17 protein-coding genes and 3 tRNA genes are annotated in these 22,653 nt (G+C 62.5%); 16 read left to right on the plus strand and 4 right to left on the minus strand.

Annotated elements, in window-relative coordinates; genetic code table 11:
• Positions 1-45: 45 nt before the first annotated feature.
• From SAC06_RS03585 to SAC06_RS03595, 3 genes are read left to right on the plus strand one after another with little or no spacing between them, the layout of a single operon-like run.
• Positions 46-648 carry a DUF4956 domain-containing protein gene (locus SAC06_RS03585; protein ID WP_350258846.1) on the plus strand — a complete coding sequence of 201 codons (603 nt, stop codon included), beginning with the start codon at positions 46-48 and terminating at the stop codon, positions 646-648.
• Positions 645-1,451, plus strand: coding sequence for a polyphosphate polymerase domain-containing protein (locus tag SAC06_RS03590; RefSeq protein WP_350258847.1), 807 nt, complete (start codon positions 645-647; stop codon positions 1,449-1,451). The genes SAC06_RS03585 and SAC06_RS03590 overlap by 4 nt, the downstream gene beginning before the upstream one ends.
• Positions 1,448-2,893, plus strand: coding sequence for a carbohydrate-binding domain-containing protein (locus SAC06_RS03595; RefSeq protein ID WP_350258848.1), 1,446 nt, complete (start codon positions 1,448-1,450; stop codon positions 2,891-2,893). The genes SAC06_RS03590 and SAC06_RS03595 overlap by 4 nt, the downstream gene beginning before the upstream one ends.
• Here SAC06_RS03595 and SAC06_RS03600 read toward each other — a convergent pair.
• Entirely contained in the window at positions 2,875-4,101 is a 1,227-nt protein-coding gene (locus tag SAC06_RS03600; protein ID WP_350258849.1) for a glycosyltransferase, read from the minus strand. The two genes, SAC06_RS03595 and SAC06_RS03600, sit on opposite strands and share 19 nt — an antisense overlap.
• Before the next feature lie 714 nt (positions 4,102-4,815).
• On the opposite strand from SAC06_RS03600, the gene bcp reads away from it, so the two are divergent.
• A complete protein-coding gene (gene bcp, locus SAC06_RS03605; protein ID WP_350258850.1) occupies positions 4,816-5,289 on the plus strand; it encodes a thioredoxin-dependent thiol peroxidase in 474 nt (157 codons plus the stop codon).
• Positions 5,290-5,314: 25 nt separating this feature from the next.
• On the opposite strand, the gene SAC06_RS03610 is transcribed toward bcp, so the two are convergent.
• Positions 5,315-6,520, minus strand: coding sequence for a hypothetical protein (locus SAC06_RS03610; protein WP_350258851.1), 1,206 nt, complete (start codon positions 6,518-6,520; stop codon positions 5,315-5,317).
• A 110-nt stretch (positions 6,521-6,630) separates the two neighbouring features.
• Entirely contained in the window at positions 6,631-9,321 is a 2,691-nt protein-coding gene (locus SAC06_RS03615) for a DEAD/DEAH box helicase (RefSeq protein ID WP_350258852.1), read from the minus strand.
• 98 nt (positions 9,322-9,419) lie between these two features.
• Here SAC06_RS03615 and SAC06_RS03620 point away from each other — a divergent pair, with 98 nt between their 5' ends.
• Positions 9,420-10,199 carry a fumarylacetoacetate hydrolase family protein gene (locus SAC06_RS03620; protein WP_350258853.1) on the plus strand — a complete coding sequence of 260 codons (780 nt, stop codon included), beginning with the start codon at positions 9,420-9,422 and terminating at the stop codon, positions 10,197-10,199.
• Positions 10,200-10,267: 68 nt separating this feature from the next.
• Here SAC06_RS03620 and SAC06_RS03625 read toward each other — a convergent pair whose 3' ends face one another.
• Positions 10,268-11,461, minus strand: a complete 1,194-nt coding sequence (locus SAC06_RS03625) for a MalY/PatB family protein (RefSeq protein ID WP_350258854.1) — start codon at positions 11,459-11,461, stop codon at positions 10,268-10,270.
• 55 nt (positions 11,462-11,516) lie between these two features.
• On the opposite strand from SAC06_RS03625, the gene gltX reads away from it, so the two are divergent.
• The 11 genes from gltX (at position 11,517) to mmsB (ending at position 22,472) form a co-directional block, all read left to right on the plus strand.
• Entirely contained in the window at positions 11,517-13,022 is a 1,506-nt protein-coding gene (gene gltX, locus SAC06_RS03630; protein WP_350258855.1) for a glutamate--tRNA ligase, read from the plus strand.
• 112 nt (positions 13,023-13,134) lie between these two features.
• Positions 13,135-13,206, plus strand: a tRNA-Gln gene (locus SAC06_RS03635).
• 34 nt (positions 13,207-13,240) lie between these two features.
• Positions 13,241-13,316, plus strand: a tRNA-Glu gene (locus tag SAC06_RS03640).
• Between the two features lie 23 nt (positions 13,317-13,339).
• Positions 13,340-13,412, plus strand: a tRNA-Glu gene (locus tag SAC06_RS03645).
• Between the two features lie 96 nt (positions 13,413-13,508).
• Complete coding sequence (locus tag SAC06_RS03650; protein ID WP_350258856.1) at positions 13,509-14,618, plus strand: glycosyltransferase family 4 protein; 1,110 nt, start codon at positions 13,509-13,511, stop codon at positions 14,616-14,618.
• Positions 14,619-14,638: 20 nt separating this feature from the next.
• The gene (locus tag SAC06_RS03655; RefSeq protein WP_350258857.1) at positions 14,639-15,688 is read left to right on the plus strand and encodes a LacI family DNA-binding transcriptional regulator; all 1,050 of its coding nucleotides are present in this window, start codon (positions 14,639-14,641) and stop codon (positions 15,686-15,688) included.
• Positions 15,689-15,889: 201 nt separating this feature from the next.
• Positions 15,890-16,597, plus strand: coding sequence for an L-ribulose-5-phosphate 4-epimerase (locus tag SAC06_RS03660; protein ID WP_350258858.1), 708 nt, complete (start codon positions 15,890-15,892; stop codon positions 16,595-16,597).
• Positions 16,598-16,611: 14 nt separating this feature from the next.
• Positions 16,612-18,123 carry an L-arabinose isomerase gene (araA, locus tag SAC06_RS03665; RefSeq protein WP_350258859.1) on the plus strand — a complete coding sequence of 504 codons (1,512 nt, stop codon included), beginning with the start codon at positions 16,612-16,614 and terminating at the stop codon, positions 18,121-18,123.
• 343 nt (positions 18,124-18,466) lie between these two features.
• On the plus strand, positions 18,467-19,672 hold the full coding sequence (gene chvE, locus SAC06_RS03670) for a multiple monosaccharide ABC transporter substrate-binding protein (protein ID WP_350258860.1): 1,206 nt from the start codon (positions 18,467-18,469) through the stop codon (positions 19,670-19,672).
• A 77-nt stretch (positions 19,673-19,749) separates the two neighbouring features.
• Positions 19,750-21,297 carry a sugar ABC transporter ATP-binding protein gene (locus SAC06_RS03675; RefSeq protein ID WP_350258861.1) on the plus strand — a complete coding sequence of 516 codons (1,548 nt, stop codon included), beginning with the start codon at positions 19,750-19,752 and terminating at the stop codon, positions 21,295-21,297.
• A complete protein-coding gene (mmsB, locus tag SAC06_RS03680) occupies positions 21,294-22,472 on the plus strand; it encodes a multiple monosaccharide ABC transporter permease (RefSeq protein WP_350258862.1) in 1,179 nt (392 codons plus the stop codon). Before SAC06_RS03675 ends, mmsB begins: the two co-directional genes overlap by 4 nt.
• The last annotated feature ends 181 nt before the right edge of the window (positions 22,473-22,653 follow it).

Genomic DNA, 22,653 nt, shown 5'->3' on the forward strand with positions numbered 1-22,653 from the left:
GGAGCCGAAACAGAATGGCATTTGCCGCGGGGGGAGGTGGCCCCGATGAACCCCAACAGCCTGGTTCCCCTGGCAGTTGACCTCATCGCCGCCCTGGTGCTGACACTCGCCATTTACTATCCGAGGCACCGCCGCAGAGACCTGGTCGTGGCCTTTCTCGGAGTCAACGTGGGAGTGCTGGCCGTGTCGCTGATGCTAAGTCAGGCCAGTGTGGCTGCTGGCCTGGGCTTGGGCCTGTTCGGGGTTTTGAGCATCATCCGGTTGCGCTCATCCGAAATCTCTCAGCGCGAGGTCGCCTACTATTTTGCCGCGCTGGCCACCGGGCTGATCGGCGGGCTCGGCTCTGGGGATCCGGCTTTGGCCTCGGCACTGATTGCGGTGATTGTCGCAGTCATGTGGGTGGCGGATCATCCGGCCCTGCTGGCCGGCAGTCGACACCAGCTGGTGCGGATCGACCGCGCGATTGCACATGAACTGGATCTGCGGACTGAGCTCGAACAGCGCCTAGGCGCGAAGGTGACGGCGATGACCGTGCAGCAACTGGACCTGGTGAATGACTCGACCCTGGTCGATGTCCGGTTCCGGGTCGATTCCCAGCGGACGGGCAACCCGTCCCAGGCCGTTCGGGCCGCGCGGGAGCTGTCGTGAACGGACCCTGGGATCGCCTGGAAACCCTCAGTCCGGTCGGCTTGGGCGAGCTGGTCACCGAAGCTGAGTTGCTTCAGCGAGTCGACCGGAAGTATCTGGTGGAGAACCCAGTTGCGGAGGCGATGTTGGACGCGCTCGACCCGCGCACCCGGGTCTTGGCGATCGACGGTCGGCGCGAGTTTGCCTATGATTCCGTCTACTTTGATACGCCCGATCATCTCAGCTACCGACTCGCTGCCCTCCGGCGCCGGCACCGGTTCAAGGTTCGGACTCGGAGCTACCTGGACACGGGCACCTCGTTCCTGGAGCTGAAAACTCGGAGTGGACGCGGCCGGACGGTGAAGGATCGGATCCCAATCGACCCGGGAAACCGTGAGACCCTCACCCAGGGTGGGCGGGCCTTTTTGGCCGGGCTCCTGGGCCACCTCGGCCACGACCCGGCTTTGGTGGACGAACTGTGCCCCACTTTGGAGATTCGGTACTGCCGAACCACGCTGCTACTGCCCGGCGGGAGCCGCGCCACCATTGACAGGCAGCTCCGGTGGGAGGCGACCGGTGGTGGGTGCAGCACCTCGCTTCCAGACCACATCATCATTGAAACAAAGTCGACCGGTCGGCCCGGCCAGTTGGACCGGGCGCTTTGGCGAGTCGGCTCCCGGCCGGTCAGCCTGAGCAAGTTTGGGACCGGGACGGCTGCCCTGCACGCGAACCTCCCGAGCAACAAGTGGGCGCGGGTCCTGCGGGGCCCGTTTGCCCAGCAGTCTGTTACCGCGGGCACCCAGAAGCTAGGAGAAACAAGATGAAACACAAGAAACCAATGGCTGGTGCAGCCTTGATCGTGGGCGGCCTGCTGTCTGCCGGCTTGCTTTCGAGCTGCGCCGCGCAGGCCGGGGAAACTACCGCCGCGTCGGGCCGCCCGGACACCGAGCAATCAGCGGTGGAGCCAGACACCGAGCAGTCAGCGGCAGAGTCGGTCCCCACCAGCCTGTCGGCGTTTACCGGCGACCTGAGCCCGGACGCGGTGCTGGCAGAGAACGCGGACTACACCACCGTGAATGACGACGAGTGGTCAGCCGCAGCTGCGGTCGAGGTGACTTTCAGCGGCACGGGGGCGAGCAGCGCCTCGGCGGCAGTTGCCAGTGGGGGCGGGGTCGTAACCATCACTGAAGCCGGGGTCTATCGCCTGGTTGGCGCCCTTGACGGGCAGGTGGTGGTTGACGCTGGGGATGAGGCCCAGGTCGTGCTGATCCTCGACGGGGTCAACATCTCGAGCGACAGCGGGTCCGCGATCAATGTGGCCAGTGCTGACGACCTGGGGATCTTCTTGGCGACTGGCAGTCAAAATACCGTCACGGACACCACTAGCTACTCGGCGGATGCCACCGGGGCGGCGGCAATTTTCTCTGACGCGGACCTGACCATCTCGGGAACTGGAGCGTTAGCGGTAACAGCAAAAAGCGGTGACGGCATTGCCAGCAGTGATGACCTGGTGGTCCTCTCTGGCCAGCTCACAGTGAGCGCGTTTGACGACGCCCTTCGAGGAAAGGACTCGCTCGTGGTGGAAGGCGGTGAGCTGTCGCTCACTGCGGCCGAGGGTGATGGAATGAAGAGCAATCAGGATCAGGACGAGACCAAGGGATACATCCTGATCACCGGGGGCACGATCGACATTCAGGCGGGTGACGACGGGGTGCAGGCGCAGACCGACACGATCATTACCGGGGGGACCATCTCTGTCGCAGTGGCGGACGACGGGATCAAGGGTGAGCAGGTGGTGTCAATTGCAGGCGGAACTGTGGCGGTGACCGAGTCCTTGGAGGGGATCGAGGCGGTGAACGTGGCGATCTTTGACGGCGTCATCTCGGTCGCCTCGACGGACGATGGGATCAATGCCGCCGGGCTGAACGATGGAACCCAAAATCGGGAGGCAGACACCGGTGAGCGCCTGGAGATCTCCGGCGGCACTATTGCCGTGAATGCGGGGACAGACGGGCTCGACTCGAACGGAACCATCACGATCACCGGTGGGGAACTCACCATTACTAGCGCTAACAATGGCGGCGATGGGCCGATCGACGCAAACGGAGAGATTAGCGTGGCCGACGGCGTCACCATCATCGCCAACGGTGCCGAGTGGGATCCGGCCTCCGCGAACCGGATGGGCGGTCCGGGCGGCGGCATGCCCGGCGGTGGTCAGCCGCCGACCGGTGACTTCGGCGGCCCGGGTCAGGCCCCGGCCACCTGACGAATTACCCGGGCCACCTCGCCGGTGCCATTCTCGGTGGACATCTTCTGCGAAACTTCCAGTGCGTTTGGACGCAACGACTCCGCCGCCCGGATCGCTTCCTGCAGTGCAGACGCGGTGAGGTTCTTGGCGCGGAGCGGTGGCGGGGCGATCTGGGCGCGCTGCGCTATTTCCGCCCACCAGGCCTGATCGCCACCCAAAGGCATGATCACCTGCGGCGCGCCCAACCGGGCTGCCGTGTGCACGGTTCCGGCCCCGCCGTGGTGGACCACCACCGCAACCCGGGGGAACAGCGCCTCGTGCGGAGTGTGACCGGCAATGAACAGGTTCGAGGTGGGAGCTAGCTTGAGGCCGGACCAGCCCGGAGCGAAGATCACCCTTCGGTGTTCCGCCAACTGCTTGATCGCGGTGGCCAGTTGGTTCGGATGCGGCAGCGTCATCGAGCCGAAGCCAAGGTAGATCGGAGCGGGACCCTCGGCCAAGAACTGTTCCAGCTCAGGCGCCAAAACCTGCCTCTCGGTGCTGACTGGGTGCAAATCCCCGACCACTCGGGCTGCGGTGGGCCAATCTTTGGGTTCTGGCAGCAGGGTGGGGGAGACCGCGCACAGGGTTGGATGGTTGGTGAAGTCCAGTTTGGGCAGTTCCATCTGCCACTCTTGGCAGACGGGCTTCAGGTGCCGACCGAACTCACTCCAGAGCAGATGCTGGATGAAGGAGTGGGTGGGCCGATTCAAAAACTTGGGGACGGGGAGCAGAGCCAGGGGGGAGGAGAACTCGTGGGTCGGCACGATTGGGAACATGGTGACCCCCACGAAGGGCAGCCCCAGGTGGCGCGCTGCCAGTTGAGCGGCCTCGGCTCCCAGTCCAGATCCAACAATGACGTCAGCGTCCTGCGCGGCAGCTGCAGTCTGTCGGGCCCAGGCGGCTAAGTTCTGCCTTGCGAGGCGCAGGGTAGGGGCCTTTTCCTTGGGGGACCGTTGGCGTTCGGAGCGAAGATCACCGGCGAGCGGTTGGGTCACCAATCCGGCTTTCTGACCGCGTCGAGCCCCGTCCGGCTCCAGCAGCAGGGTCACCGAGTCACCCTGTCTGACCATCAGTTGGGCCAGGTTGATCAAAGGGGTCGAGTCCCCTTCGCTGCCGTAGCTGGAGAACACGATTTTTGTGGGGGAATCCGCGCCCGACCTGGGCTTGGTTGCTGAGTCTGCCATGTCCATCAGCGTAGTCCGATTCTGGGTCGCTAATGGGGCGAGGAAGGGGTTAAACGGGACCAACAGGAAGTCCTAACAATAGTTTCAAACACCAACGGTCCTCGCTGGCAATCTGGAGCACGCGGGGTCGCAACCGGGCCGACGCGTTGAATTATTGACACCGGAACGACCGACGGACGGAGGGGAGTTGGCGCAGGTCCGGGGCATGCGCGGTGTTGGGCATCGAGCAGTGGTTGGAATTATAACGACGTTCCGGTGGTAAGTGTATGGGGCACCAAACGATTTCCTCGGCGGGAACGCGGCACTCGAAATGAGTATTTCGGCCACTGTGAAGTGGGGTCGGAGTTGATCCGGGTATGGCAGTTTCGCCTGGTGCCAACCGCGGCCGGGGCTGCAAGTGGCTCAACTGCGGGCTAAACCCTACCTGGTTGGATCCGGAGGCGGTCGCGCCAGGCTCGGGGAGCCATTTTTGCGTAGATAACGATTTGGTATTGACAGCTAGATCAAGATCTGATTAAGTTGATTACGGCAGGGCTGTGAACGGCTGCTCATGGTTCTTCCAACGCGTTTCTAACTCCTTTCCGAAGTGCCAGGTCTCCCACCGGGGTTTTACTCGTTTTCCCCGGTGGGAGACCTGTCGTTTGGGTCCTTCGCTGACGGCATAGTCGCCTCCGCCCACTGGTCGACCTGTCCAACAGGTGCCAGGATGGCCTCATGAGCAAACTAACTGTGGGAGAACCAGCGCCGGACTTCACCTTGGATACCCTGTCGGGCCCCAAATCGCTCCAGGAGCTGCGAGAGGGTGCTGATCGGGGAGTCATCGTCTATTTTTACCCGAAGGCGGGAACGCCCGGGTGCACCACCGAAGCCTGCGATTTCCGCGACAACCTGAACTCGCTCAAAGGTGCCGGCTACACGGTGATTGGGATCAGCCCGGATCCAATTTCGGCGTTGGAGAAGTTCACTGACAAGCAGAACCTCAACTTTCTGCTAGCTTCCGACCCGGACCACGAGGTGATGACCGAGTGGGGCGTTTGGGGTGAGAAGAAGAACTACGGACGCACCTTCCTGGGCGTCAATCGCTCCACCTTTGTGGTGGACCCGGACGGCACCCTGACGTTGGCCCAGTACGGGGTGAAAGCGACCGGGCACGTCGCTCGTCTACGCCGTGAACTTGGGATTGACTAGGCAACCGGTCAACTCGGCAGTTCACCTACGGGATCCGGGCCCCGAACTCCTCCCCAATTAGGCGAGCCAACTCGCGGGCGGAGGTGCCCATCCCGGTAGTTAGTGCCCCGGAAGAGCCCCTTCGGCTCCCCACCAGGAGGGTCATCCAGGCTCGGGCGGCCCGCTCGCCAATGCCGAGCGCCTGCAACTGGGCGTCTCTCCCGGCGAGCCAGTGACGCCGAGACGGACCCGCCTCCACCAGTTCCAACAGGCGTGCAGTTCCCGCCCAGGCGACCGCCTCGGGCACCCCGGCTTTCATCAGGCTGGCGACCACCTGCTGTAGCGGGGCATCGAAGTCGTCCAACCCGAAATGAAGCTCGGGCCGCTCCACTCCCGTCGCCGGGATCGGCGCAGTCCCGCCTTCCACCCAATCCTCCGATAGGGGCAGCAGAGAGAGCGACTCGCGATCTTCGCGGCTACAGGCCTGCCCGGTCAGGTGAATCCACAGGGCCCACGGCTCCCGAGCCGAGATCAGTGCCTGGTCGTGCTGGCGGGCTACCTCCCACGCGATGCTGAGGGTGTCCCACGGGTCATCGGTGACCCGCAGGCGCCGCCTGTTTCCGATGAGCTTGCCGAAATACTCGCGGCCTGCCTGATCCAGCAGCGTGGCCAGGCGCCAGGTCGGAGGCGGCTCCCAACCACTGTCCCGGCACTCACGTAAAACTGAGCGCAGGTCGCGTTCGGCCGCAGCCGGATCAATCAGAGTTGGGGGCGACCCGGGCGAAGAGGCGCCGGCCGGCTGGGCAACGTCACGCTGGACAACGCCGCACTGGCCAACGTCGCGCTGGTCAACGCCGCGCAGACTAGGCGATTGCGGCCCAAGTAGTTGTGGTCCAGGTGGTTGGCACCCGGGGGCTGGCCGTGATCCCGGGGAGTCGGGCCCGGTAGGTCGTCGCCGCGAACCCGCCGCCCGGGGATGGGGCCGGTGGGCAACCAACTGCAGGCGCGTGCCCCGGAAAGGAAGGCGCGGATTCGCCTCTGCGTCCCGGAGAACCAGGCCTTTTTGCTCCAGACTGTGCAGCGCATCCCGCACTGCCCGAGCAGTCCGGCCGGTGGTGAGCGACAGGTGAGCCAGCGGCACGATCGCCACCCCGCGGGCGTCAGCCAGCAGGGCCAACTCCGCCGCCACCAGCTTGGCCGTCGGGGTCAACCCGGTCAGTGCGCGCGCCCACGCGGTCCAGTACCCACTCACTGCGCCTCCCTCCATCCAACTGACTTCAGGATGAAGGAATTGCGCGCCGGTTTCACCCGCCTCGCTTGAAACTGTGGACAACTTTGGCGGAGCTGAGCCCGGCACCAGGTTTAGTGGGGGCCAAATCCCAGCAGCAGCAGGTGGGGGCGGTCTTCCTCCCTCGTTTTCCACAGGTCGAGGGCCAGGGTGACCCGCCAGTCTCCGTCCTCATTGGGGTCGAGCACCACCTGGTCGATCAGCCACCAGCGGTCCTCGTCGGTCGAGCCTTCCAGTTGGGCGCCGCCTTCCTCAACGGCGCGTTCCACCTCGTCCACCGCCGGGTTTCGCCGCACCCGGAATAGCTCCGCCGAGCGGGCTCGATGATCGATCCCCATCCAGTCATACTCGGCCCAGTACTGAGCCAGCGCGCGGTCGACTCGGTCAGCGTCCCAGCCGGTGTCCGAACCGTAACTGGCCACCTGCTCCACCCGGTCGTCCGCTAGTTGCTCCACCAGGCGGAACACGGCGGTGCGGACGTCGCGCTGCAGCAGGTGCGGGTTGGTCCGGTAGGTAACCGTGCCGTCCGGGTCGGCGCCGAAGGCAGGTTCCATCCCTGAATCCTGTGGCTGCCCGGCCCCGGCCCCGCTGCCAGCCCCGGCGCTCGGACTGGTCTCGCCGCGGTTGAGGCGCTCCCACTCATCTAGTAGCGAGGAGTCGACCGAGCGAACCAGCTTCTCCAACCAATCAATCACCTCGGCCAACTCCGGGGTCTGACAGGAGAGGGGAGGAATTTGCCGCAGCGCCCGATACAGGTCGGTCAGGTAGCGCAGGATCACGCCCTCGGCATTGTGCAGATCGTATTTGGCGATCAGGCCGGTGAATGTAGCGGCAGTTTCGATCATCTCCCGAAGGACCGACTTGGGGGACGGCTCCGCCTCGCCCACCCACGGGTTGGTTTGGGAAAACACCCGGAAGGTGGGCTCGATCAGTTCGGCCAGGGGGCGCGGCCAAGTCACCTGGTCCAGCAGGGCGGCCCGCTCGTCGTATTCGATTCCCTCGGCTTTCATCGAGTGGAAGGCGGCGTCTTTGGCCCTCCGCTCCTGGGCGAACAGTAGTGGTTTGGGATCCTCCATCACCGACTCGATCACGCTGATGATGTCGAGGGTGAAATCGGGGCTGTCTGGGTCCAGCAGGTCCAGTGCGGCCAGCGCAAAGGGCGCCAGGGGCTGATTCAGGGCAAACTCGTCGGGCAGATCGGCCACAACCTGGAGCCGGGGCACTCCTTGGCGCTGGGCTTCGGCGTGGGGAAGGCGGGTGATCACCCCGGCCTGGCGGAGCGAGCGGTAGATGTCCCCGAGGGAGCGCAGGTGCTCGTTAGCGTCCTGGTCCGGGTCGTGGTTGTCTTGGGCCAGGGCCAGCAGCCGGGCCTCCGGGTCTCCCGGGCCGGCCAGCACGTTCAGGAACATTGCGTGGGTGACCGCAAACTGGGAGCGCAGGACCTCCGGTTCGGCGGAAACCAGCCGTTCGAAGGTTCCCTTGGTCCAGCTGATCTTGCCCGGGGTGGAGGACTTGGGGCTGGTCTTTTTGGCCAGCTTCTTGAGCTTCTTGGTGTTGGCTTCCTCCTGGGCGGCAGAGAGGCGCGCCCGGTGTTTTGCCTGTTCCACCTCGGCCTCCGAAGCGAGGACCCGGACGTAACCAACCTGGTCGTAGCCTGCCCGCCCCGCTCGTCCGGCAATCTGGTGGAACTCCCGGGCCGACAGGTGGCGGGTTTTGCGCCCGTCGAATTTGATCAGCGAGGTGAACAGGACCGTTCGGATCGGCACGTTGATGCCCACCCCCAGCGTGTCGGTGCCGCAGACGACGGCCAGCAGTCCCCGCTGGGTCAGGCGCTCCACCAGGCGCCGATAGCGGGGGAGCATCCCGGCGTGGTGAACACCAATCCCGTGCAGGACCAACTCGCGCAGGGTTTGTCCAAAGCCTCGGCCAAAGCTCTCGAACCTGAGGGCTTCTTTCAGTTCGGCCTTCTGTTCCTTGCTGAGAATGGAGAGCTTCTGCAGGCCCTTCGCGGTGTTGACCGCCTCCCGCTGGGCGAAGTGAACGATGTAAATTGGGGCCCGGTCCTCGGCCAGCAGGCGCTCCACCACCACGGGAAGCTCATCGAGGCAGTACTCAAACTCGAGTGGAACTGGCCGGGTGGCTTCGGTGACCATCCCCACGGTGCGCTCGGTCCGCTCGGCCAGGTCTTCGGCCAGCTCGCTCATGTCGCCCAGGGTGGCGGACAGCAGGACAAACTGCGGCTTGGTCAGTTCGAGGAGCGGCACCTGCCAAGCCCAGCCGCGCTGCGGGTCAGAGTAGAAGTGGAACTCGTCCATAATCACCAGGTCGGTGTCCAACGCGGCCCCCTCGCGCAGGGACTGGTTAGCCAGGATCTCCGCCGTGCAGCAGATGATCGGCGCCTTTGAGTTCAGGGAAATATCCCCGGTGATCATGCCGACGTTGGCTGCGCCGAATGCCTCAACCAGGTCGAAGAACTTCTCGGAGACCAGGGCTTTCAGCGGGGCGGTGTAGTAGGAGCGGCCCCCGCGCGCCAACGACAGGAAATGGCCGGCCAGGGCCATCATCGATTTGCCCGAGCCGGTCGGCGTCTGAGCCACCACGTGGTTGCCGGCCAACAGTTCGAGGAGGGCCTCCTCCTGGTGGGGGTACAGTGGGCGGCCCGTCGAGTCGGCCCACTGGGAAAAGGCGTCAAACAGAGCGTCGGGTGAATCCACCTCGCCGCTGTCTTCAAGTTGGTCCAGGAGTTCGTTCAGAGGCGCCTTCATGGTTCCATTGTCGCATCTCGCGTTTGTGGCCGGGGCCGCGGGGAGCGGGATGGGACCGGATGGCAGCGCTGGGGGCGAGCCGGGGCTAGGCTAGTCCCATGAGAATTGTGCGGTTTTCTGATGGAGACAATCCCCGTTACGGAATGATGCAGGAGGACTCAACCCGGATTTTCGTGCTCCGGGGCGATCCCCTGTTTGGCAAGATCGAAGCCACCGGCGAAGTGTTGGATTTGGACGAGGTGAGGCTGGTTTCTCCGGTCATTCCCCGCTCCAAAGTGGTCGCGGTCGGGAAGAACTACTTGGATCACGTGCGGGAAATGGGAGGAACCGAGGCGGCGGCTGAGCCAATTCTGTTCATGAAGCCCAACACCTCGGTGATCGGCCCGGACGACCCGATCGTGCTGCCGAGGTGGTCGGAGCGGGTCGAACACGAGGCCGAACTGGCGGTGGTGATTAAGACGCTGGCCAAGGACGTGCCCGTAGATCAGGTTGACGACATTATCCTTGGTTACACGGCCGCCAACGACGTGACCGCTCGGGACAAGCAGAAGCAGGACGGGCAGTGGACCCGGGCCAAAGGGTTTGACACCTCGTGTCCGCTGGGTCCCTGGATCACGGTCGACCCGGACCTGGATGTGGACAACCTGCTGATTACCTCCAGCGTGGACGGTCAGCTCCGGCAGTCGGCCTCCACCGCGGACATGATTGTGCCGGTGCGCGAGCTGGTTTCCTTCATCAGCGGGGTCTTCACCCTGCTGCCCGGAGACGTGATCCTGACCGGCACCCCGGCCGGCGTGGGGCCGCTCGAACCGGGGGACCGGGTCGACGTGACCATCTCGGGAATCGGCACCCTGTCGAACCCGGTGGTGCGCCGCTGAGGCAGTGCCTCGACCTTTTGCCGAGGTGGCCGGGGCTTTGCGGGGGCGGCTGAGGTTTGCTGAGGCGGCTAGCCTTTCAGGGGCCAGGCCTTCAGTGCCTGAGCCAACAGGTCCATGGTCCGTTCCCATTCGGGGCGGACCATGGCGGCATTGAGGCGGACCCACTGGCAGTAGGGAGCGCCCAGCGTCTCGCCGGCATTGGCCGCGATCGAGTAGTCGCGCAGCAGCAGCGACTGCGGGCACTGGTCCAGGTCGTAGGCATCCATCCCCAACCAGGTCAGGTAGGTGGCTTCAGGGCGGGTGTAGTCCACCGCGGTGGCGGCCACAACCTCGTCGAGCAGGTCCAGGTTTCGCCCGATGTAGGCCAGGACTTCCTCCAGCCAGTCACTGCCCGACTCGTAGGCGGTCACCGCACCCAGCAGCCCAAGGGGAACCGCGGAGCGGGAAATGGCACTGGCCTTCTGATCCCACTGCTCGCGCAGTTCCCGGTCGGGCAAAATCACCTGTGCGGCCGACAGGCCCGCAATATTCCAAGCTTTCGAGGCGGCCACCGCCGTCACCGTGTGGGCGGCAAAGTGGGGTCCCAGCGACGCATAGGATACAAAGGTAGGGGTGTCGGCAAAGGTCAGGGGGGCGTGGATCTCGTCGGAGAAAACCATCGCGTCGTACTGGGACACCAGATCGTGGAGGGCAACCAGCTCTTCGGTTCGCAGTGAACGGCCCGTGGGGTTCCACGGGTTACACAGAATCACCAGGCCGGCCCCCGCCTCGAGCCCAGCCTTGATCCCGGCCAAATCCAGCGACCATGCGTCCGGGCACGACTGGCCGGCGGTGTGCAGCGACGGTACCTCAATGACCTCGCGGTTGTGTCGCCCGGGAATGGTCAGGAACGGCATGTAGGCCGGGGTGGGGACGATCACGGACGAGCCGGGCCGGGTCAGGTGGCTGATGGTGGCCTCCAGCGCGCCGAGGACCGAGTTGGCGGTCCGGACCCAGCTGGGCTCAATTGCCCAGCCGTAACGAGCTTCCTGGAACCGGGTCAGGGCTTCGGCGGTGGCGTCCTCAAGCCAGTAGGGCAGGTACCCCAACATCCCGTCGCCGATGGCTTTCTTCAGGCGCTCGGCCACCACGGGGGCGGTACCAAAATCCATTTCTGCTACCCAGGCTCCCTGCGCCGGCCGATCGCCAGGGGCGCTCACTCCCGTCCACTTGAGCGATCCGGTCTCGCGGAGGTGAGCAACACTGGGTTCAAAAATTGACATGGTGAGCCTTTCCTGGTTTCGACGGAGCCAATAACCAGGATATTCTGGACTCATCATGGATACCAACAATTCTGCAATTCGCGTGCGCTTTTGTCCGTCCCCGACCGGGACCCCCCACGTCGGCATGGTTCGGACCTGCCTGTTCAACTGGGCTTACGCCCGTCATACCGGCGGAACCTTCGTGTTTCGGATCGAAGATACCGATGCTGGACGGGACTCCCAGGAAAGCTACGACCAGATCATTGAGTCGTTGCGCTGGCTGGGCCTGGACTGGGACGAGGGGATTGAGGTGGGAGGACCCCACGGTCCCTACCGCCAGTCGGAGCGGACCGAAATCTACCGAGAGGTGATTGATCAGCTGATTCAGGGCGGGTACGCCTACGAGTCTTTCTCCACCCCCGAAGAGGTGGAGGCGCGTCACGTGGCGGCAGGTCGGAGCCCGAAGCTGGGCTATGACGGTTTCGACCGTGATCTGACCGACGAGCAGAGGGCGGCCTACCGGGCCGAGGGGCGGGAGCCGGTTATTCGCCTGCGGATGCCCGACGAGGACATTACTTTCACCGACCTGGTCCGCGGCGACGTCACCTTCAAGGCCGGTTCTGTGCCGGACTACGTAATTGTGCGCGCTAACGGAGATCCGCTCTACACCCTGGTCAACCCCGTTGATGACGCTCTCATGAAGATCACGCACGTGCTTCGCGGTGAGGACCTCCTCAGCTCCACTCCCCGCCAGGTCGTGCTCTACCGCGCCCTGATTGAGCTGGGCGTGGCCGATGAAATGCCGAAGTTTGGCCACCTGCCCTACGTGATGGGGGAGGGCAACAAGAAGCTGTCCAAGCGTGATCCCGAGTCCAACCTGCTGCTGCACCGGCAAAACGGGATGATCCCCGAGGGACTGTTGAACTACCTGGCCCTGCTGGGGTGGTCCATTGCCCCGGACCGGGATATCTTCAGCATGGACGAGATGGTGGCGGCCTTTGACATTGCCGATGTAAACCCGAACCCGGCCCGGTTTGACCAGAAGAAGTGCTTGGCCATTAATGGCGATCACATCCGACTGCTGGAAGCCGACGATTTCCGCAACCGTCTGGTGCCGTTCCTGGCCGAAGCCGACCTGGTCTCGGCCACTGACTTCGAAGCGCTTACTGAGCGGGAGCAGCAGGTTCTCACCGCGGCTGCCCCTCTGATCCAGACTCGCATCCAGGTGTTGAGTGAGGCCGTGGGGATGCTGGGATTCCTGTTCAGCGCGGATGAGAGCGTTCACGTGGAAGACGATGCGCGAAAGACCCTGAAGGATGGGGCTGATCGGGTGCTGGAGACCGCGATTGAAGTGATCGAAGGGCTGGCGGAGGATCAGTTCGGGGTCGAACAGTTGGAGTCGGCGCTGCGCGAAGCCATCGTTGAGCAGATGGGGGTGAAACCTCGCCTCGCATTTGGTCCCCTCCGGGTGGCCGTCTCCGGGCGTCGTGTCTCGCCGCCCCTGTTCGAATCCATGGAAATTCTGGGCCGAACCACCACTTTGGGGCGGCTCCGTTCCCTGCGGGACTCCCTCGGGGCGTGACCGCATTCACGAGGCGTAGATTTGAGTGCTGCGCCCGTGTCAGGTAACCTAAATCTTCGTTGGCCTTGGTCGTAACAGACCCGATCTGAGCGAGCAAGACCACGAAGTACCTTGGGGTATGGTGTAATCGGCAGCACGAGTGATTCTGGTTCATTTAGTCTAGGTTCGAGTCCTAGTACCCCAGCGATTGGCTGATCTTAGATCAGGCAACCAAATAGGCCCCCATCGTCTAGCGGCCTAGGACACCGCCCTCTCACGGCGGCAACACGGGTTCAAATCCCGTTGGGGGTACCAGAGCCAGTTTGGTTCTGTCCTTAGCCCCCATCGTCTAGCGGCCTAGGACACCGCCCTCTCACGGCGGCAACACGGGTTCAAATCCCGTTGGGGGTACTCAGGCAATAGTTGCCATTCGCAAATTCTTATTCTTATCCACAGGCTGCCGAGCTGATGAGCGTCTGTTCGCGTGTATGTGACACGATAGGTCCCATGCGCATCGTTCACGTTACCGACTGTTTCCTCCCGATGATGGGGGGCATCGAGACCCAGGTGTCCCAACTGGCTGCCCAGCAGGCGCAACGGGGTGACCAGGTCACCGTGCTTACCTGCACTCCGGGTGAGGTTGAGCTTCCGTATCGGGTCTTGCGCTCGGTCTGGGCCAACCCGGTGCACGCACCGGTGGACCCGCGCGCACCCCGCCGGTTCCACCAGGTGTTAGAGCGGCTGAACCCCGACGTGGTGCACCTGCACCTGGGGGAGCTGACCCCGGTAGTTCAGGCCCTGCTGTGGCGCCTGCGGAACGCTCACATTCCCACTCTGGTGACCGTGCATTCCGTCTGGAACCGGCGGGTGACCCTGCCGATTTACCGTTGGTTGGGTAAGTCGTTCAGGGACGCTCACATTGGCTGGACCGGGGTTTCGCACCTGGTGGCCGGGCTAGTGGCAGAGGCGGTCGGCGCGGAGAACGTGCAGGTCCTCCCGAACGGGGTGGACGGGTCCCGCTGGCGGGTGGAACCCGAACCGCACGAGGGGTTGGTAGCGGTAACTGCAGCTCGGTTTGCCCCTCGGAAACGGATCCCAGCCCTGCTGGAAATCCTGCGGGAGGCGGCCGGAGAGGTAGAACCGGGCAGCCTGCGGGCGGTCCTGGCCGGGGAGGGGCCCGGGTTCGAGTCGGCTCAATCTTTTGTGGAGCGTCACGGACTTGAGGACGTGATCTCTTTGCCGGGTCGCCTGAGTGCGCCCGAGTTGCGGCGGCTTTACGCGGGAGCAGACGTGTTCGTGTCGCCGTCAATCAACGAAGCGGCCTCCATTGCCGCAGCTGAGGCGCAGGCGGCCGGTTTGGCCATTTTGACTCGGAGTCAGTCTGGCCTAGGCGAACGAATTGGCCCCGACGAGGGAGTTCGGGCCCAAACCGATGCCGAACTCACCCAGACTCTGGTTGAATGGACACGCCAGCCCGCCCAACTGCAGGCAATCAGGGAGCACAATCGAGGTACTGTCTGCCCGCTCGACTGGCAGGTGGTGATGCCACAAGTGGACTCCGCCTACAAGTGGGCCCAAGAGCGAGCTGGGCGAAACCTGCCCCAGGCCGCAGAGTAGTAACTGGAAGGGGCAGCATCTTGACTGAGCAGGATTCCGCTTCCGCGTCGGACACAGGTCGGCGCCGGCGTTCGTCGGGGACCCGCCCGCCGTCAATGGCGGATGTGGCAGCGGTGGCTGGCGTTTCGCACCAGACTGTGTCCCGAGTCCTCAATCAGGCCGACGCGGTGCGGCCCGAGACTCGCGACCGGGTGCTGGCAGCTATCGACCAGCTGGGATACCGACGAAACGAGACCGCCCGGACCCTGGCCACTCGGACCTCCCGCCTAATTGGGGTGATTACAGCCGACTTTGTCCTTTACGGTCCAGCCACCACGCTGCTATCAATCCAGCTAGCGGCCGCGGAGCGAGGCTACATGGTCTCGGTGGCTACGCTGACCGAGTTCTCAGCGCAGCGACTCCGGCAGGCCATTGACCAGTTCCTGTCCCAGGGAGTGGCGGGCATCATCATCTCGGCTCCCGTGGTGCGTATTGCCGAAGAGTTGGAACGGATCACGGTGCCGGTGCCGAGTATTGCGGTGGCTTCCGGCTGGATCAACCCGGATTCGACCATTGCCAGAATCGGTGTGGGGCAGAGGGTCGGTGTGCGCCAGGCACTGGAACACTTGGCTGCGACCGGGTGCGACGAAGTTGCCCACTTTGCCGGGCCACCTCACTGGTTTGACTCCGAAGAACGGGCGATTCAGTGGAATGAGTCGATGGCGGAGCTGAACCTCCGGTTCGGTGGATATGACCGCGGTGATTGGACAGCAGAGTCGGGCTACGTCATGGCTCAGCGGATGCTGGCCGGGCACTTGCCGGAGGCAATTGTGATCGCTAACGACCAGATGGCCCTTGGGGCTCTGCGGGCCTTTGGCGAGGCGGGGGTGCGAGTGGGCAAAGACGTGCGCATCGTCGGCTATGACGATGAAGCTGGAACCGCATTTTTCTACCCGTCACTGACCACAGTTCGGCAGGACTTCTTCCGGCTGGGCCGGGAGGCGGTTCAGATGCTTTTGGCGGTAATTCGCGGAAAAGCGGTTGGCAATATCCTGATTCCTTCGGAGTTGATCGTGCGAGACTCGGCCTAGCCGTCCGGCTGGGCAGCCGCTCGACTGGGAAACTTCTTCTTCCTTCTGTCCTTCTGTTGGACCGGATGCGATACAATGTTAGCGCTAACGTGATCCGGAGTCGGATCCGGAGGCGAAACAACGAAGTTCTCCACCCGGCTGTCCAACCCCCAATCCCGCACTCAGCCTGCCAGACGGGGTTTGACACAGAAAGGAAACCCAATGGGGCAACAGCAACAGTGGTCTCCCGAGATGGAAGCAGCCATCCGAGCGGCGCAGCAGCGCGTATGTGCCCTGCACGCCGAACTGACCCGGTGGAACCTGGTGGTCTGGACCGCCGGCAATGTCTCTGAGCGGGTTCGGGGCAGCGCCCCCGACGGCTCTGACGACCTGATGGTAATCAAAGCTTCCGGAGTTACCTACGATCAGCTGACTCCCGATCACATGGTCGTGTGTGATCTCGACGGAAACCTCCTTCGCGGCGAGCACTCGCCGTCTTCAGACACTGCTGCCCATGCCTACGTTTACCGCCACCTGCCAGAGGTTGGTGGGGTCACCCATACGCACTCTTCCTATGCCACGGCTTGGGCGGCCTGCGGCGAGCCAATCCCATGCGTGCTGACCATGATGGGGGACGAGTTCGGCGGAGAGATCCCGATCGGGCCGTTTGCCCTGATTGGCGACGACTCGATCGGTCGAGGCATTGTCGAGACCCTGTCTAACTCACGCTCACGAGCAGTGCTGATGCAAAACCACGGGCCTTTCACTGTGGGCCGTGATGCCCAAGCCTCGGTGAAAACTGCCGCCATGGTAGAGGAGGTGGCCAAGACCGTGTTCTTGGCCCGTCAACTCGGCACCCCCCTCCCGATCCCGGCAGACAAGATTGACGCTCTCTATCAGCGATACCAGCACGTCTACGGACAACACTAGGAAAGAGGAACAACATGCGAAGTGCAATGGCCGGGCGGGAAGTCTGGTTTCTGACCGGTTCGCAGGAACTGTACGGACCGGACACGCTGGCTCAAGTAGCCCACCAATCCCAGCAGGTGGTGGAACAGCTCAATCTGTCCGGGGATCTGCCGGTGCCCGTGGTGTGGCGCCCAACGCTGAAAGATCCGGAGGAGATTCGGCGTGTGATCCTTGAGGCTAACGGGAGAGATGAGGTCGTTGGGGTAATCCTGTGGATGCATACCTTCAGCCCGGCAAAAATGTGGATCACCGGCCTCGGAACCCTTCAGAAACCCATGCTGCACCTGCACACTCAGGAGAGCGAGCAGTTGCCCTGGGACACCATCGATATGGATTTCATGAATCTGAACCAGTCGGCGCACGGGGACCGAGAGTTTGCCTACCTGGTGTCGAGGTTGGGCATCAACCGGGAGATTGTGGTCGGCCATGTGAGCCGGCCGGATGTGCGCGCTCGCGTCGCCACTTGGATCCGTGCCTGCCTTGGTTGGGCAGAAGCGCACCAGCTGAAAGTGGTGCGATTTGGCGACAATATGCGAAATGTCGCCGTGACCGAGGGGGACAAGACCGAGGCTCAAAGGGTCTTTGGTGTCAGCGTTAACACCTGGGGTGTGACGGATCTGGTTAACCAGCTGGAGCAGGTCAGCGAGGCGGAAGCGGCGGAGCTGGCGCAGACATACGAGGAGCTTTACGACGTCCAGCCGGAACTGCGCGTGGGAGGTGAGCGTCACGAGTCCCTGGTGTATGCGGCCCGGCAGGAGATTGCACTGCGCACCTTCTTGACGGAGCAGGGGGCCACGGCGTTCACCGACACCTTCGAAGACTTGGGAGGATTGCGGCAACTACCCGGCCTGGCCGTTCAACGGCTGATGGCCGAGGGATACGGGTTTGGGGCTGAGGGGGACTGGAAGACAGCGGTTCTGGTCCGACTGATGAAGGTCATGGGGGAGGGGCTCCCGGGTGGTGCCTCCCTCATGGAGGACTACACCTACAACCTGGTGCCAGGCCAGGAACTTATCTTGGGTGCTCACATGCTTGAGGTTTGCCCAAGCCTGACCACGACCCGCCCAAGAGTGGAGATACACCCCCTAGGCATTGGTGATCGAGAAGACCCAGTTCGGATGGTCTTTAGCGCGGATCCGGTCCCGGGCTTGGTGGTAGCGCTCGCAGACCTCGGCTCTCGCTTCCGGTTGACTGCCAATCTGGTGGATCTGGTCGATCCGCTTGAGCCAATGCCGAACCTTCCGGTGGCGCACGCTGTCTGGAAACCACAACCGGACCTGGTTACCTCGGCCGAATGTTGGATGCACTCAGGCGGAGCGCACCATACCGCCCTGACAACTGCCGTCTCGGTGGACGTGTTGCGGATTTTTGCGGACCTGGCTCGGACCGAACTGATGGTAATTGACGCGGACACTACTACTAGCAGGTTCCGCCAGGAACTGCGGTGGAACAAGCCCGCTTTTGAGTTGAGCGCTAACTTCCGCTGAGTGGCAAAAGGAGCCGGTGGAATCCGCTTTTGCGGGGGCGATTCCACCGGCTTTGCGCTGCTCGCTGCTGGTACACGACGATGGCTGGAAACCGATTAAAGAGTGCAATGACGGGAAAAGAGCCGCTATCCGACCGGACGGTTAAGTTCTGTTCATAAAGGTCACAAGATGGACACGAAGTGATAACGGTCCACCGCAGCCGTTGCCGACCCGTACTGTGAGCGCTAACATTACGTGTGATGCGGATGACACGAGCGAATTTACTGCTCGTGATTGTAGGCAAAATGGCCGCATCGCCAGGAAGTTCTTTCCTAACCCAGACTCGATGAGGAGAAACTCGACCATGAATGTTCCCTTCAAGAATAAGCTGATGGCCGCAGCCGGCCTTCTGACCGTGGGAGCGCTCGCATTGAGCGGCTGCGATGGAGGCGGCGCCGGTTCAACCAATACTGAGCAGACTGAGTCCGGCGATGCGGCGGCGTCCGGAGACGCGGGCGAAGCTGAATGCGGCGTCGGGATGACCGTCGGTGTCGCGATGCCCACCCAGACCTCCGAACGGTGGATCGCCGATGGGGAAGCGGTCAAGGCTGGACTGGAAGAGGCTGGTTACCAGGTTGACCTGCAGTTCGCCAACGACGACATTCCGACCCAAACTCAGCAGATCGACCAGATGATCACCAACGGGGTGGACGTCCTGGTAATTGCCTCGATCGACGGCACTGCCCTGTCCAGCCAGTTGGACGCCGCCGGCGCTGCCGGTATTCCGGTGATCTCTTACGACCGCCTGATTCGCGACAACGAAAACGTGGACTTCTACGTTTCCTTCGACAACTACCTGGTGGGCGTGGCCCAGGGGACCGCTCTGCTCCACGGCTTGGGCCTGGTGGAAGAGGATGGCACCAAGGCGGCGGATGCGCCCAAGGGGCCACTCAACATTGAGATCTTCGCCGGCTCTCCCGACGACAACAATGCCGGATTCTTCTTCAACGGTGCGATGGACACCCTCAAGCCCTACCTGGATGATGGCACCTTGGTGATCAAGTCCGGCCAGACTAAGTTCGACCAGGCAGCCACCCTGCGTTGGTCTCAGGAAGCAGCACAGAAGCGGATGGAAGACCTGCTGTCCTCCACCTACCCGGACCCGAGCGAGCTGGCAGGCGTGCTGTCTCCCTTCGATGGCATCTCTCGGGGCATCATCACCGCCCTGCAGGGTGTGGGGTTGGGCCCGACCATCGCTGACGGACTGCCGATTGTCACCGGCCAGGACGCCGAGATTGCCTCCATCAAGCTGATTGCGGACGGCGTGCAGCAGTCCACCATCTTCAAAGACACTCGTCTGCTGGCAGATCGGGCCGTCCAGGTGGTCCAGGACCTCGCCTGTGGCCGCGAGCCGGAGGCCAACAACACCACCGACTACGACAACGGGGTGAAGGTTGTTCCTTCGTACCTGCTTGACGTTGTGACCGTGTACCAGGACAACATCGAATCCACCGTGATCGAGTCTGGCTACTGGACTGAAGACGAAGTCAAGTCCGGGGTCGCTAACTAGTACCCATGTCCGGGCTCGTGCTCAGGTGGTTTTCCTTCCCTGAGCACGAGCCCCCTCACCAGTGAATTGGTAGTGTGATGACAGAAAACATCTTGGAAATGCGCGACATTTGCAAGAGCTTCTCCGGCGTGCAGGTGCTAAAGAATGTGAACTTTGATGTTCGCCGTGGTGAAGTTCATGCTCTCTGCGGAGAGAACGGTGCCGGCAAATCGACGCTGATGAAAATTCTGTCCGGCGTGTACCCTCATGGAGAGTACACAGGACAGATTATCTACCGGGGAACAGAGGCAAAATTCGGCTCCGTGCGCGACTCGGAAAATGCCGGGATCGGCATCATCCACCAGGAGCTGGCGCTGGTGCCCTACATGACTATCGCGGAAAACCTCTTCCTCGGCTCGAAGAAGCCCACCAAGCTTGGTTTGATTGACTGGAACCAGGTCAATTCCGAAGCAACCAAAATGCTGCAGCGGGTTGGTTTGCACGAGCCGGTGGTTACCCCGGTCTCTCAACTTGGGGTCGGCAAACAGCAGATGGTGGAGATCGGAAAAGTTCTGGCCAAGGACGTTGAACTCCTAGTGCTGGACGAGCCCACCGCTGCGCTCAACGACGCTGACTCGGAGGTACTGCTGGATCTGGTCCGGCAATTGCGAGACTCCGGCGTCACGATCATCATCATCTCGCACAAGCTCAACGAGATCGAAGCGATCGCGGACCGAACCACGATCCTGCGCGATGGCGAAACGGCCGGCACCCTGGATATGTCCGACCCAGCGGTTACCAAGAACACGATCATCGAGCTGATGGTGGGACGGACCCTGTCACAGTTCTACCCGCCGCGTCAGTCCAATCCGGGTGAGGTGCTATTCGAAGTAAGGGATTGGACTGTCCATCACCCAACTCAAGAAGACCGTGTCATCATCAAGGACGCCTCGTTCAATGTTCGTCGAGGCGAAGTCGTCGGACTCGCCGGGCTAATGGGAGCCGGTCGAACCGAGTTGGCAATGAGTATCTTTGGGCGCACCTACGGCTCAAAGATCAGTGGTCAGCTGTTCAAGGACGGGCAGGAGATCAAACTGGGGAGCGTGGCCGCCGCTATCAAACACAAGGTGGCCTACGCGACTGAAGACCGTAAGGTCTACGGCCTCAACCTGATCGACGACATCCGCCGAAATATTGGCATTGCGGGGATCCATAAGCACTCCAAACGGGGGGTGGTCAACGACAACGAAGAGTTGGCCGTGGCGATCCGCTATCAAGAGGCGATGAATATTCGCGCCAACAATGTGCTCCAACTGGCCGGCTCGCTCTCTGGTGGAAACCAGCAGAAAGTGGTGTTGTCCAAATGGCTTTACACCGACGCCGACGTGCTCATTTTGGACGAGCCGACCCGCGGCATTGATGTGGGTGCCAAGTACGAGATCTACACCTTGATCAACGACATGGTTGCCCAGGGCAAAGCGGTGATCGTGATCTCCTCGGAACTGGAAGAACTCCTGGGGATTTCCGATCGCATTTACACGCTCGCCTACGGGCGAATCACCGGGGAGGTCCCCATCGAAGAGGCCACCCAAACAGAGCTAATGAGACTTATGACTATTGAACCGGTAAGGGAGACGCGCTCGTGAGTGTCCGAGATTTCCTGAAGAACACGATGGGAACCAGCATCCGCCAGTCGGGTATTTTCGTTGCGTTTGTCGCCATCGTAATTGCCTTCTCTATCATCAACCCGACGTTCCTCAGCGCTAACAACCTGACGAACATCGTCCTGCAGTACTCCTACATTTTGGTCCTGGCGATCGGCATGATTCTGGTCATCGTGCTGGCTCAGATCGACCTGTCGGTGGGATCGGTGGTCGCGCTCACAGGCGCCGTTTCTGCCGTCCTCGTGATCCGCCACGGATTCCCCTGGTGGGTGGGAGTGGTGGCGGCCCTGGCCACCGGGATCGCAGTGGGAGTTTTCCAAGGATTCTGGGTTGCCTACGTCGGGATTCCGGGCTTCATCGTCACCCTCGGCGGGATGATGCTGTTCCGTGGTCTGACCTACAACGTGTTGGACAACGTCTCCCTCTCTCCGTTCCCCAAGGGTTACTACAACATTGCCAATGGATTCTTGAACGGGCTCTTCGGTGGATACGGGGTCGATGTCTTCACCCTGGTAATCTTTGCGATCGGCGTGATTGGCTTCGTGTACTTCCAGTGGCGGGCCCGCTCTGAGAAGGTCAAGTACGGCCAGATTGTCGAGTCGCTTTGGATTTGGGGCATCAAGATGCTGATCCTGGCAGCGGTGGTGATGGCCTTTGGCTACAAGCTGGCCACAGCTCGCGGGCTACCGATTGTGCTGATCATCCTGGCAGTGTTGATCTTCGTCTACGGCTTCATTTCTCAGCGGACCGTCTTTGGGCGTGATGTCTACGCCATCGGGGGTAACAAGTCTGCTGCGGCCCTGTCCGGCATCAATGTGAAGACGGTTCAGTTCTGGGTGTTCGTGAACATGGGCTTCCTGTCGGCGGTCGCGGGAATCCTCTATTCGGCTCGGATGAACGGCGCGCAGCCATCAGCTGGCAACATGTTCGAGCTGGACGCCATTGCGGCCTGTTTCGTCGGTGGTGCTTCCACTACCGGTGGTATCGGTCGAATCTCCGGTGCTCTGATCGGTGGTTTGGTCATGGCAGTGCTGTCTAACGGGATGCAGCTAATGGGTGCGTCTACCTCCACCCAGCAGATCATCAAGGGCTTGGTCCTGCTCCTAGCCGTTGCCTTCGACGTCTACAACAAGCGGCGGGCGGCCGTTTCAGCCTAGAAACCGTCGTGCTTCTCGGGGCCTCTCCACCATGGGTGGGGAGGCCCTAGGCGTGTGTCCAGAGTCGATTGGAGTAGGCCCTTTTAGGCCTCTGATCAGGCATCTTGCCCGGGCCAGGCTCGCGGAGCCGGCAAATAGTTCTGTTGTGTTACAAAATGGCAACGGTTGCCCGGAGCTGTGG

This window comes from Scrofimicrobium sp. R131, from assembly GCF_040256745.1.
In the GTDB taxonomy this organism is placed as follows: Bacteria; Actinomycetota; Actinomycetes; order Actinomycetales; family Actinomycetaceae; genus Scrofimicrobium; species Scrofimicrobium appendicitidis.